Source organism: Kaistia soli DSM 19436 (assembly GCF_900129325.1).
Taxonomy (GTDB): Bacteria; Pseudomonadota; Alphaproteobacteria; order Rhizobiales; family Kaistiaceae; genus Kaistia; species Kaistia soli.
The window spans coordinates 199603-212168 of record NZ_FQUP01000003.1 but is presented as its reverse complement, the minus strand read 5'-3'; the positions used below and the strand labels follow the sequence as shown (position 1 = coordinate 212168).

The following is a 12566-nucleotide window of genomic DNA, read 5'->3' as shown; positions in this document are numbered from 1 at the left end:
TGATCCGGGGGGCCGCGGCTGGGCCCGAGGAAAGGGTTCGCTGCGCATGGCCGACCAGACGCTGGCCCGTTACGTCAACGAACGGGGCATCCTGACGCTTCTGCGCGTCCATGGACCTTCAAGCCGCGCCGACATGGCGCGACAGCTCTCGCTGACGCCGGCGACCGTCACGCGCCTTGTCACCGAGATGATCGAGCGTGGCCTGGTGCGCGAGGAGCCGCGCGGCGCGGCGCGGGCGGGGAGGGAGCCTGGCCGTCCGGCGGTAGCGGTCGCCCTGGCTCCTGAGGGTGCCTATTTTCTCGGTGTCGAGATCGGCGTCGGCGTGCTCCGCTTTGCCTTGCTCGATCTGGCCGCGAAGGTGACGCAAACGGCGGAACGGATCATCCCGAGGGCAACGTCGCCCGAGATGATCACCGCTATGATCGCCGACGAACTCGCAGCCCATGAGTCGGATCCGCGTTTTTCTGGCCGGATTCGTTCCGTTGGCGTCACGGTTCCGGGCCTTGTCACGCTTGACGGCTATGTCGTCCACCTCCCGATCCTCGGTTGGCGGGAACTGAACCTCAGGGCGCTGCTTGCGGAGGCAATTCCGCTTCCCGCCATCGTCGAGAACAATGCCACCGCCGCCGCCTTTGGCGCGGTCTATACCCAGCCGGAACTGCCGAGTGACTGCACGATCTTCCTAAAGCTCGGCACGGGTCTCGGCGGGGCGGCCATCATCAATGGCCGTCTGCTGCGCGGCGGCTCGGGCACGGCTGGCGAGTTCGGGCATGTCCGCATTGCAGACAACGGCCCCCGTTGCTCCTGCGGGCAGGTCGGTTGTCTGGAGACCTTCGTCAATCTCGCGGCGCTCGCCCGCCTCTGGCGCAGCGGTGATGAAACCGGCGAAAGCGACACGACCGGTCTTCCGGGGCGGGTCGCTGAGGCCGCGGAGAACGATGACCCCAACGCTGTCACAGCCATCGATCATATCGCCGAACGGCTCGGCCGCGGTATCGTCAGCCTCGTCAATATCTTCAATCCCTCGACGATCGTCCTTGGCGGCGTTATGCGGCCGGTGATCGAGCGGATGATCCCCGTGCTGGAGGCGGTGGTGGCGTCAGGCATCGTCCCGGGCATGCGCGTGCCGGATATCCGCCTTTCGGCGCTTGGCTTGCATGAATGCGCGATCGGGGCCGCGACCATTGCGCATCACCGCGCATTCGATCTCTCCAATTTCGATCTGGCGGACGGGGAAGCCTAGCATCCGGCTTGTCCTTGATTTGTTACTTTAGTAAAGATATTAATCGAAGAGGCGGAACGACGGCGCGCGAGAGGGAACGGCAATGGTTGCGAAGAACGAACGGCGGCTGAAGGTTGGCGTGCTCGGCTGCGGGCAGATTGCTCAAGCGGCGCATTTCGAAAGCGCGACCAAGGCCAAGAATGCCGATCTGTTCGCGATCTGCGACGTCGCGCCGGATCTGCTGGCCCGGATGGCGGCGATGCATGCGCCGGAAAAGACGTTCGACAGTTACGATGCCATGCTCGCCGATCCTGAACTCGATGCGGTGATCATCGCGACGGCCGACGCTTTCCATGTTCCGGCTGCCAAGGCTGCGCTCGCGGCCGGCAAGCACGTTCTCTCCGAGAAGCCGATCGGCATCACGGTCGAGGAAGTCGAGGCTCTGAAGGCAACCGTCGAGGCTTCAGGCAAGGTGCTGCAGGTCGGCCATATGAAGCGCTTCGACGCTGGACTCGAGAGCGCCAAGGATTTCATCGACGGCGAAATGGGCGAAATGCTCGCGCTGAAGGCCTGGTACTGCGACTCGACCCATCGCTACGCCATGACCGACGCAGTGCAGCCGCTGATCGTGACAAGTGCCGGCTCGAAGCGGCCCTCAGGCAATCCGAAGGCCGATCTCCGGCGCTATTTCATGCTCGCCCATGGCAGCCACCTTCTGGATACGGCCCGCTATTTCGGTGGACCGATCGTCGAGGTCGACGCGCATTTCCGTGAGCGCTTCAACGCCTATTGCTGGTTCGTTGATGTCGCCTTCGAAAATGGCACTTTCGGCCATCTCGATCTGACGATCCCGGTGCGCATGGACTGGCACGAGGGCTTCCAGATCTATGGCGAGCGCGGCAGCATCGTCGGCAAGACCTACAATCCCTGGTACTACAAGAGTTCCGACGTCGACATCTTCCACGAAGCGACCGGAACCACCTCGCGGGTGCTCGGCGCTGACGGCCACTTCTATCGCCGCCAGCTGGAGGGTTTCGCATCGGTGATCCTCGACGGCGCGCCGATGCGTGGCGCCGATATCGAGGACGGCGTCGCCTGCGTGCGCGGCATGGTCGCGGTCGCGGAATCGGCGCGTACCGGCCAGCCGGTGAAACTTGCCGACGTGGCCGGAGCGCTCTGATGCAACTCGGTATCTTCGCGAAGACCTTCCCCGGAACGACCCCCGACGCCGTGCTCGCGGCCGCGCGTGACGCCGGCTATGCGGCTGTGCAGTACAATATGGCCTGTTCGGGCCTGCCGTCCTTGCCGGTATCCGTCGACATGTCGACAGCTCGTGCGGTCGCCGATGCCTCGGAGCGCACCGGCGTCGCGATCGCGGCGCTCTCGGCCACCTACAACATGATCCATCCCGCGCTCTCCGTTCGCGAGGAAGGCCGTTCCAGCTTCGCCGCGCTCGCCGCTGCCGCGCCGGTGATCGGCACGCGGCTCCTGACCGTCTGCACCGGCAGCCGTGATGCCGCCGACCAGTGGCGCCATCATCCCGACAATGCCAGCCCGGCGGCATGGCACGATCTGATCGCCGAATTCGAGCTGCTATTGCCGATCGCCGAGGCGCATGACATCGCGATCGGCGTTGAGCCAGAGCTTGGCAATGTCGTCTCTTCGGCAGCCAACGCGCGCACGCTGATCGACCATTTCGGGAGCTCGCGCATCAGGATCGTGCTCGATCCCGCCAATCTGTTCGAGGCGGCGACTGCCGCCGAGCGGGAAGCCCTGGTCGAGGATGCGGTCTCGCGGCTCGGCGACAGCATCGCGCTGGCCCACGCCAAGGATCGCCACGCCGATGGCAGCTTCGCGACAGCCGGCGATGGCGTCATCGACTTCCCGCATTTCATTCGCGTCCTTCGGGCAGCCGGTTTCGACGGCCCGCTCGTCACACATGGCCTTGCGGCCGGCGATGCGGCCCGGGTCGCCGCCTTCCTCGAAGCGTCAGGCGCTCCGACATGATCCGGGGGCGCTTCGAGCGGGAGGGACTTGCCCTTTCCACGGCGCGAAGCGGTGCCGGGCGGACGATGCTGTTCCAGCATGGTCTCTGCGGCGATGCCGCCCAGCCGGCCGAGTTATTTCCGCCGCTTGCCGACTGGTCGTGCCTGACGCTGGAATGCCGCGGTCACGGCCTGTCCGAGGCTGGTCCGGCGCAGCGCTTTTCAATTGCGACCTTCGCCGACGATGTCGCGGCGCTGATTGAGGCTGAGGCGAGGCCGCCTGTCGTCATCGGTGGCGTCTCGATGGGGGCCGCGATCGCGCTGAGGCTCGCGGTCACACGGCCCGATCTGGTTTCCGGTCTCGTTCTCGTCCGCCCGGCCTGGTTCACCGAGCTGGCGCCCGCCAATATGCTGCCGAACGCGCTGGTTGGAGAACTGCTGCGCGATTACGGGCCCGTTGAGGCGCGGGTTCTTTTCGAGAATTCGTCCGTCGCCGCCGAACTCGCCGAGCGCGTGCCGGATAACATCGCCTCGCTGCGCGGCTTCTTTCAGCGCATGCCGATCGCCACGACCTCCGAACTTCTGATCCGTATCTCTTCGGATGGGCCGGGGGTCGACACCGATGCCGTAGCGTCCCTCCGCGTTCCGACGCTGATCATTGCGCATGAGCAGGATGCGATCCACCCGCTCGCCCATGCCGAGGCGCTGGCCAGGACGATCCCGTCCGCGACGCTGGTCCGCATTACGCCGAAGGCGGTGAGCCGTGAAGCCTATGTTCGCGAGGCTCGCGCCGCGCTATCCGATTTCCTGAAGGAGACGTCCACATGAAACCCGAAACCGGCTGGTTCGAGGCGCTGCCGAAAGACCGTCTGCTCGCAGAATTCTCGCTCTGGTCGGCTGATCTCGGCCGCCTCGCCGATGATGTCGCGCGCGTCGATCCCTTCGTGGACATCTACCATGTCGACGTCGCCGACGGACATTTCTCGCCGGCGCTGCTCTATTTCCCGGACCTTCTGGTTGCTGTTCGCAAAGTCACGGCCAAGCCATTGCATGTTCATTTGATGGTCGAGGACGCAATCCTAGGCGCGCAGATCGAGCAATTCGCGGAAGCCGGCGCCGATCTTATCAGCATTCATGCCGAGAATGGCAATCTCGACGCCGGCCTCGACCTGATCGGCCGGCTCGGCCTGCCCTCGGGCATCGTGCTGAAGCTGGAGACGCCTGTCGCCACCGTCGCCGATCATCTCGACCGCATCAGCCTCCTGACGCTGCTGGGAACGCGAATTGGCGTGAAGGGACAAGGGCTCGACCCGTCCGCGACCTCTCGCCTGCGCGAGGCTGCGAAGCTGATCGCGGGTGCAGGCCGGACGGGAGATCTGCGGCTCGCCGCCGATGGCGGCATCCGCGAAAACACCGTGCCTGATCTGAGAGCTAGCGGCGCCGAGACAATCGTCATGGGCTCGCTGGCCTTTGGCGCCCCGGATCTTTCGGCGCGCATCGGCTGGGTCCACGGCCTGCCGCTTGCCCGCTGAAGCATGAGCGGCCGTCTCGCCATCGCCATTGACCTCGGCGGAACCCAGCTCCGCGCCGCCCTTGTCGATGGTGCCAAGGTGCTGCGACGCGCGGCCGAACCGACCGATGCCGTCGGTGGACCCGATGCGGTGCTGGACCAGATGCGCCGGCTGATCGCCAGCGTCGAGGGGGATGCCGATCATGCGCAGGTGGCGGGGATCGGCATCTCGGCGCCCGGGCCTTTGGACGGCGAGACAGGTACTATCCTGCACATTCCCACACTGCCGGGCTGGGATGACTACCCACTCTGTGATCGCCTTCGGGACATAACCGGCCGTACCGTGGTGCTGGAAAACGACGGCATCTCCGCGGCGGTTGGCGAATGGCGCCACGGTGCGGGGCAGGGGCTCGACCATCTCGTCTATGTGACGGTCTCGACGGGGATCGGCGGCGGCGTCATCGCCGATGGCCGCGTGCTGCATGGGCGGCGTGGCATGGCCGGCCATGTTGGCCATTTCACGATGACGCCAGATGGCCCGCGCTGTCCTTGCGGCGTCGTCGGCTGCTTCGAGGCGCATGCCTCGGGGACTGCGCTCGGCAAGCGCGCGCGCGCCGCAGCCATCGCTCATCCGGAAAGCGCTCTCGGCGCGCTGGCGCGGGACGGGCATGTCGATGCCCGCCATGTCGTGGCCGCCGCGCGCGACGGTGACGCCGTGGCGCGGGCGTTGATCGATGAGGAGGCGTGGCTGCTTGGTCGCGGCTTCGCGAGCCTCGTTCATCTCTACAGCCCGGAGCGGGTCATCATGGGCGGAGGCGTAGTCTCCGGCTTCGACCTGATGGAGGCCCGGATTCATCACGTCATGCGTGAGAACCTCATGCCTGCTTTCCGCGACGTCGTGGTCGTTCCGGCCGGTCTTGGAGAAAATGCCGGCCTCGTCGGTGCCGCGGCATTGATCCTCGATCAGGCGCTCTGACGTCGTCCGACTTCGGAGAGGGCTTGCGGCAAGGGCCTGCCATCCCGCATCAAGGGGCGATCATTTTCGTGGAATGCTCCGGATGGCCCAGACGACCCCCGCGACTCTCGCGCTCCGCAAGCTCGGCGTCGCCTTCGAACTCGTGACCTATGACTATGATCCGGGCGCCGAGCGCGTCGGATTGCAGGCGGCTGAGGCCATCGGGGAGCCGCCGCATCGCGTCCTGAAGACGCTGATCGCGCAGGTCGATGGCAAGCCGGTCTGCCTGGTGCTTCCCTCGGATCGCGAGGCCAGCATGAAGAAGGTCGCGATCGCCTTCGGCGGCAAGTCGGCGGCGATGATGCCGGTGCCGGACGCCGAGCGGCTGACGGGCTACAAGGTCGGCGGCGTCAGCCCGTTCGGACAGAAGCGCAAGTTGCGCACGGTCGTCGAAGCCGCCGCGATCGACGAGACCTATGTCTATGTGAATGGCGGCCAGCGTGGACTGCAGATCCGCCTCTCGCCCGCCGATCTGCTGATGGCCGCCGAAGCATTGGCGGCGACCATCATCGCGTGATTGCTGGTCGGAGCGCCGTCAGGCGCCTTGCGGACGCAGAGCGCGCAACGACGCGGCGGCGATGATACCGGGCGCTGCGGCGAGGCTCACCGAGCTGATTGGCTCGTCGCTGTCGATCCGCTTGGTGATGCACCAGCGGCCATCGTCGACATAGATCTCGATCAACCCGACATCGACGAAGATCCTGAGCTTCTCGGGTGCAATATTCTCGATGAAGTAGCGCGGCGAGGGCCGCGTGCCCGGCGGCTTGAAGTGCAGCTCGAGCACCTTGCCATCGAAGCCGAGCGACAGGCCGAAGGCCGGATGCGCGAATGCCAGCTCAAAAGGCTCGCCCTTGGCGCCGATCTCGATTTCGATCTCGCCGAGCCCGTCCCGCAAAGCGACGGGCGGCGACGTGGGCTCGATCGCGACGGGAGATGCCGGCAGGCGCAGCGCCTCGACCGTTTCAAGCGGCGGCGTCGAGAGCGTGCCGTTTTTCCAGACCAGCCGGCGCGGGAAGGTCATGGCGCTCGGGAAGTCGCGTTCCTTGAAGACGTCGGTCCAGTTGGCCGCCCAGGCATAGCCGAACGGGCCATCGTCGCCGGCAATGCCCTGAAAGGCATAGGCGTCGGTGCCATAATCGAGCTCGAAGCGCTCCAGGGGTTCGAAGGTCTTGCCATCGAAGCGGCCGACCATCGCGACGGTGATGTTGCGGCGGCGGCTGACTTCGTCGCGTGAACCAAGCAGGCCGAGGATGAGCACGTGTAGCCCTTCGCCCTCGCCATCGAGCGCCACCATGCAAGGACATTCGGCCGGGAGCTTCTGCGTCGTCGGTTCTTCATGCACAACGCCGACGAAACGCCAGTCGGCAACACCCTGCGGATCGCTCGTCTCATAAAGCAGCACGACGGCTGCAGTCTCGGTGCCGCCGCCGAGCAGCATCTTCCAGAGACCGTCCGGCCCCTTGAAGACATAGGGATCCCGGAAATTCTTGCCAAAGCCGGGTAAGGCCGGAGTCGCGCTGACGACAGGTGAAGACGGCCCGACGGTGACGAGATCCTCCGTCACCGCCGTCATCTGCCATTCCCAGTTCGGCAGGCGATCGTCCTCGCGGTCGGTGTAGTAAATGCGCAGGCCGCCATCCGGCAGATTGATGGCGGAGCCGGAGAACACGCCCCCGACCTTCTCGTCCGAGGCGAGCAGTTCCGGCCTCGGCATCACCATGATCGGCTGATGGGTCCAGTCGATGCCGTTCTGTGAGACGGCATGGCCCCAATGCATGGTGTTCCAGCGATGGCTGTGCGGATAGTGCTGGTAGAACAGATGCGTGAGCCCACCCGCCCGAGACAGCCCGTTCGGATCGTTCATCCATCCGAAGGGCGGCGCGAGATGCAACAGATGACGGGCTGTGTTGGCCCGGTTCCGATCCGTCGTAAACAGCGTGCGGATGCCCGAGGTGAGCACCGACGCGGGGTCGAAGGCATAAACCAGCGAGAGTGCGGTCGTTGCGGCGTCGCATGTCAGCGAAGCCGGGCCTGCTGTCAGCCCCTCCGCTTCAGCTCGGGTGAAGTCGTCCGAGGCAGGACCGCGGAGTTCGCGCGACGCCCCGTCCGCGGTGACAAGGTTCGCCACGGATTCGCGCGCTGCCCCGACCGGCTTCAGGAAAACGTGCAGCGTCTCGCCCGCATTGAGGGCAAAGTCGATCTTCATGATGGAAATCCTGACGGGCGTTTCAGCCTTTGACGGCGGAGGAGATGAACGAACTGACGAACCATCTCTGGAAGGCGAGGTAGAAGATGAGCACCGGGATCATCATCATCACCGAGGCTGCCATGGCGTTGTTCCAGTAGACGGTGCCGGTCCCGAAGAACGAGGCGATGCCCACCGAGATCGGCCGCGCATAGTCGGTCTGCGTCACCATCAGCGGCCACAGATACTGGTTCCAGGTCTCGATCCCGAGCAGGATGGCGACCGTGGCGAGGACCGGCAGGCTGATCGGCAGGAAGACGGACCAGTAGATGCGGAAGGGCCCGGCGCCGTCGACCGTCGCGGCATCATAGATGTCGCGCGGGATCTGGATGAAGAACTGGTAGATGAGGAAGATGTAGAGCGGGCTCGCCATGAAGGGCAGGATCTGCGCCGCAAAGCTGTCGGACAGGCCGATCCTGTTGATGATCGTCAAGAGCGGCAGGACGATCGATTCCTGCGGCACTATATAGAGCGCGACGAGGGCGGCAAGAATGACCGCACGCCCCGGCAGCCGCCCCCAGGCCAGCACGAAGGCGGCCATGGAATTGAGGAACACGCCGCCGATCACCGTGCAGAACAGGATGACCAGCGAATTCAGCAGGTAGCGGCCGAAGGGCAGGGCGCCCGAAAAGACCCACATGTCGCGGAAATTCTGCAACGTCGGGTTCTCGACCCAGAAGGCGCGGAACGTTCCCATGTCGGCGAGGATCTGGAAACGGTCGGCCTTGAGGCTGCCGACGACGAGCACGATCAGCGGCGAGACGATGACCAGCGCGATGATCGAGACGGCAACCAGCTTGATGATGCCGCCAATATCGCGCGGCTCGGAGGCGGTCCGCCGAGGCGGCGAGAGGGGTTCCGAGATGACGGTCATTTGCGGTCCCTCACCACCAGGCGCTGCACGAGCGAGACGGCCAGCACGATGAAAAACAGGATGATGGCAACGGCGGAGGCGAGACCCAGCCGCTGATTCACGAAGCCGGCGGAGAACATGTAGTGCACGAGCGTTTCCGTCGTGCCGCGCGGTCCTCCCTGGGTCAGGATGTTCACCTGCGTGAACAGCTTGAAGGCCTGGATCGTCGTGATGATCAGCACGAAGACATGCGTCTGCCGCAGAGACGGCATCGTGACATGCCAGAACTTCTGCCAGCGATTGGCGCCATCCAGCGATGCCGCCTCGTAAAGCGAATCCGAGATGCCCTGCAGGCCTGCGAGATAGACGATCATCTGGAAGCCATAGGCCTGCCAAGCCGAGAGCAGCACGATGGCCGGCATCGACCAGGCGGGATCGCCGAGCCAGTCGATCGGCTGCGCCATGCCGAACGAGACGACACCGAGGATCTGGTTGAACGGGCCGGTCGGATATTGGAACAGCGTTGCCCAGATCACGCACACGACCACCATCGACGTGATCGCCGGCAGGAAGAACAGGCCGCGGAAGAAATTGCGGAACGGCAGCTTCTGGTTCAGAAGCAGGGCGATGGCGAGCGCGAAGCCGCATTGCACCGGCAGCACCATCACGGTGAAGCGGGCGACATTCCACAGCGCCTGCCAGAAATCATGGTCCGTCAGGACTTTCTGGAAATTGTCGAGGCCGACGAAGCGGGCGGGGACCGGACGCGGGATCAGCCGCTCATTGGTGAGCGCGATGCGAAAGGACGAGAGGAACGGCAGCAGCAGGAACGCGGCGATGAGTGCCAGAGATGGCAGCAGCATACCGAGTTCCTGAAAGCGACCGCCCCAGAGCGGGGCGCGGCGATGCCGGCCGGCCGTCAGGGTTTCGGTAGACATTTGGGATCATCTCCGGCTCTTGGATAACGCCGCGTCCCCCGGGGACGCGGCGCTGATGTCTTGCGGCATCCGCCCGGCCAAGAAGGCCGGGCAAACAGCCTACTTGGCCTCGCCGAACGGCGGATAACCGTCATTGTCCTCGATGTCGGCGTCGATCTCCTTGGCCGCCTTGGTCAGCTCCTGCTGGGCGTCGGCGCCATCAAAGATGTTCGTCATCGCCTGCTGGAAAGCGAGCGTGATGGTCGGATAGGCCGGATGCGGCGGACGCGGAACGGCCGTCTTGCCGGCCTGTTCGAACGCAACCGCCATGGCGCCGCCCGGCGCATAGAGCGGCGAGGCCGCAGCGAACGACTTCAGGCCCGGGAAGCCGGCATGGTCACGATAGCCGGCGCGATAGTCCGGATCCTGCAGCATGAAGCTGAGGAACTTGCCGGCGAGCTGCGGATTGGCCGAATCCTTGGAGATCGCATAGATCCAGGTCGCATTCGGGCTCGCGCCCTTCTCGCCGAACTTCGGCAGCGGCATCACGACGACATCGTCGCCCATCTGGGCCTCGGCCTCGGCATAGAACCAATGGCCGCCCCAGGCGAGCGCCGCAGGCCGGCCGGCCGCGTAGAACTGGTTGCCGCCAGCCGACTGCGGAACGACCCAGCCCTTCTTCACCCAATCCTGCATCATCTTGGCCGCCTCGACGCAGGTCGCGCCGTCAAGCATGCCCTCGGCCTTCCAGCTGATGCGGTCGATGACATCACAGCCCATGGAGACGAGCAGCGGCTCGTAGCCATAAGTGATCCATTCCGACTTGGTGCCATAGGAGCGGAAGAGGTCGAGCGGCCACTTCACGCCGGGCGCCGTCGAGAGCTTCTCGAGCGCTGCCTGGAACTCGTCCTTGGTCCAGGCATCGTCGACCGAAGTCGGGATGCGGATGCCGAGCTCGGTCAGCTGCTTGCGGCTGCCATACATCACGACCGTCGAGTCGGTGAGGCCGATCGCATAGAGCTTCTTGTCGATCGGATAGGTGCCCTGCGCGACATTCGACGGCGTCATGTCGTCGATGATCGCCTGGTCGACGAGACCCTCGATCGGCTGCAGCAGGCCGGACCAGACATAGTTAGCCAGGAACGGTCCATCGAGCTCGATCACGTCGGGCAGCGCCTTGGCGGAAACCGCGGCGCCGATCTTCTCGTTGTAGCCGTCATGCGGCGTGTTGATCAGTTCGACCGTCACACCCGGATTGGCGGCCTCGAACTTCTTCGCCGTCGCCGTGATGTTCTTGATCTCATAGGCATCGCCCTGGAACATCAGCTTCAGCGTTTCCGCCTCGGCCGCCGTCAGCGCGCCCGCCAGCATCGTGCCGGCACAGAACAGGCTCAGTAAACGTTTACTCAGATGAAACGCCATGGCGTTCTCTCTCCCTCTTAAGACCGTTCCGCGGGGCTTCAGATCGAAGCCCGCTCCACAAGACGGAACGGGATTTCTTCAACGGTACGCGCCGGGGCGCCTTGCCCGGCCAGAATTTCTGCTGCGCGTCGGCCCATGGCTCTGTGCGGCAGGGCCATGGTGGTCAGCGGCGGATCGAGGCGCGCGGCGATCTCGACCTGGTTGTCGAAGCTCGCGATGGCGACATCGTCCGGAATGCGAAGATCGTGGCGGCGCAGCGCGCCATAGACCTCGAGCGCGACGCGGTCATTGCCGCAAAGGATCGCATCGGGCCGCGCCGGGCCGCCAAAGAGCTCGGCCACATGCTCGAAGACGAGGCTGCGCGCCTGGTTGCTGTAGGTTCCGCGCGTCGCCGGCCGCAGGAGCGTCTCGTCGACGGCGATTCCGGCGCTCGCATGGGCATCGCGAAAGCCCTCGGCGCGGAGCGCGCCGGCGAGAAGGCCGGGCAGATTGAAGAAGGCGATGCGCTGCCGGCCAGCCTCGATCAGACGGCCGGTGATGTCAGCCCCGGCCTGCCGCTCGGCCGGCACCAGCGAGGGCAGCGAGCCTCTGCTGTCGCGGCAATTGATCATCAGCGCGATCGAATCCTGCGCGGCGGCCGGAAGATCGACGACCTGATGATACATCGTCGCATAGGCGATCGACTGCGGCATGAGCCGTTGCAGCTCGGCGATGCTGGCATCGACCGAACGTCCGCTGCCGGTGCTGGTCACGATCACCGAGAGACCGTCGCTGCGCATCGAATTGTCGAAGGCGCGCATGATCTCGGTCGCGAACGGCTGGGTGATCAGCCCGTCGGCGACGATGCCGATGATCGGCATCACGCCCTGGCGCATGCCGCGCGCGATCAGGTTCGGCATGTAGCCGAGTTCGTCGGCAAGCGAACGGATACGCTGGCGCGTATCCTCCGCCATGCGGATCGAGCCGTCGCCGCTGAGCGCGCCGGAGACAGTCTTGACCGAGACGCCAAGCTGCCCTGCAATGTCCTGAAGGGAGACCTTCGAGCGCGCCATGTTGGCGTTCCGCGCTGCTGGGTTATCGTTTACTCACGTCTATCCGATCCGCTGCGCCTGTCAAGACCCATTGCTCAAGGATCATGCATCCTGATCGCTGAACGACCACAGCGGCCCGGCACGGGGCGACATAGTTCTGGGAAACTGCCGAAAGACCTTGTTTCGCTCCTTTGCCTCTTGTAGACCCGGCGGCGGAGAGGTGGCCGAGTGGCCGAAGGCGCTCCCCTGCTAAGGGAGTAGACGGCTTAAAACCGTCTCGAGGGTTCGAATCCCTTCCTCTCCGCCACTTACCTCCTGTACCGCTCGCAGAGCGTCTGAATTCTGCCGATTCATAATAAAACGGCC

12 protein-coding genes and 1 tRNA gene are annotated in these 12566 nt (G+C 65.0%); 8 read left to right on the top strand and 5 right to left on the bottom strand.

The window, feature by feature from the left end; all coding sequences use genetic code 11:
* The first annotated feature begins 46 nt into the window (after positions 1 to 46).
* From BUB39_RS14495 to ybaK, 7 genes are all read left to right on the top strand, one after another.
* Positions 47 to 1243 carry an ROK family transcriptional regulator gene (locus BUB39_RS14495; RefSeq protein ID WP_073054614.1) on the top strand — a complete coding sequence of 399 codons (1197 nt, stop codon included), beginning with the start codon at positions 47 to 49 and terminating at the stop codon, positions 1241 to 1243.
* A gap of 82 nt (positions 1244 to 1325) precedes the next feature.
* Positions 1326 to 2402, top strand: a complete 1077-nt coding sequence (locus tag BUB39_RS14490) for a Gfo/Idh/MocA family protein (protein WP_073054611.1) — start codon at positions 1326 to 1328, stop codon at positions 2400 to 2402.
* Positions 2402 to 3229 carry a sugar phosphate isomerase/epimerase family protein gene (locus tag BUB39_RS14485; RefSeq protein WP_073054609.1) on the top strand — a complete coding sequence of 276 codons (828 nt, stop codon included), beginning with the start codon at positions 2402 to 2404 and terminating at the stop codon, positions 3227 to 3229. The genes BUB39_RS14490 and BUB39_RS14485 overlap by 1 nt, the downstream gene beginning before the upstream one ends.
* Positions 3226 to 4035: an alpha/beta fold hydrolase gene (locus BUB39_RS14480; protein WP_073054607.1), complete on the top strand. Its 810-nt coding sequence runs from the start codon at positions 3226 to 3228 to the stop codon at positions 4033 to 4035. The genes BUB39_RS14485 and BUB39_RS14480 overlap by 4 nt, the downstream gene beginning before the upstream one ends.
* Positions 4032 to 4739: a ribulose-phosphate 3-epimerase gene (locus BUB39_RS14475; RefSeq protein ID WP_073054605.1), complete on the top strand. Its 708-nt coding sequence runs from the start codon at positions 4032 to 4034 to the stop codon at positions 4737 to 4739. The genes BUB39_RS14480 and BUB39_RS14475 overlap by 4 nt, the downstream gene beginning before the upstream one ends.
* A gap of 3 nt (positions 4740 to 4742) precedes the next feature.
* Positions 4743 to 5693: an ROK family protein gene (locus BUB39_RS14470; RefSeq protein ID WP_073054603.1), complete on the top strand. Its 951-nt coding sequence runs from the start codon at positions 4743 to 4745 to the stop codon at positions 5691 to 5693.
* Positions 5694 to 5775: 82 nt separating this feature from the next.
* On the top strand, positions 5776 to 6249 hold the full coding sequence (ybaK, locus tag BUB39_RS14465; protein WP_073054601.1) for a Cys-tRNA(Pro) deacylase: 474 nt from the start codon (positions 5776 to 5778) through the stop codon (positions 6247 to 6249).
* 18 nt (positions 6250 to 6267) lie between these two features.
* Here ybaK and BUB39_RS14460 read toward each other — a convergent pair whose 3' ends face one another.
* From BUB39_RS14460 to BUB39_RS14440, 5 genes are all read right to left on the bottom strand, one after another.
* Positions 6268 to 7938: a GH32 C-terminal domain-containing protein gene (locus BUB39_RS14460; protein ID WP_073054599.1), complete on the bottom strand. Its 1671-nt coding sequence runs from the start codon at positions 7936 to 7938 to the stop codon at positions 6268 to 6270.
* 22 nt (positions 7939 to 7960) lie between these two features.
* A complete protein-coding gene (locus tag BUB39_RS14455) occupies positions 7961 to 8851 on the bottom strand; it encodes a carbohydrate ABC transporter permease (protein WP_073054598.1) in 891 nt (296 codons plus the stop codon).
* Positions 8848 to 9768 (bottom strand): carbohydrate ABC transporter permease, encoded by a 921-nt coding sequence (locus tag BUB39_RS14450; protein ID WP_073054596.1) that lies wholly within the window; start codon positions 9766 to 9768, stop codon positions 8848 to 8850. The genes BUB39_RS14455 and BUB39_RS14450 overlap by 4 nt, the downstream gene beginning before the upstream one ends.
* 99 nt (positions 9769 to 9867) lie before the next feature.
* The gene (locus BUB39_RS14445) at positions 9868 to 11169 is read right to left on the bottom strand and encodes an ABC transporter substrate-binding protein (protein ID WP_073054594.1); all 1302 of its coding nucleotides are present in this window, start codon (positions 11167 to 11169) and stop codon (positions 9868 to 9870) included.
* A 38-nt stretch (positions 11170 to 11207) separates the two neighbouring features.
* A complete protein-coding gene (locus BUB39_RS14440) occupies positions 11208 to 12221 on the bottom strand; it encodes a LacI family DNA-binding transcriptional regulator (protein WP_073054592.1) in 1014 nt (337 codons plus the stop codon).
* A gap of 193 nt (positions 12222 to 12414) precedes the next feature.
* Here BUB39_RS14440 and BUB39_RS14435 point away from each other — a divergent pair.
* Positions 12415 to 12507 (top strand) — tRNA-Ser (locus BUB39_RS14435).
* The last annotated feature ends 59 nt before the right edge of the window (positions 12508 to 12566 follow it).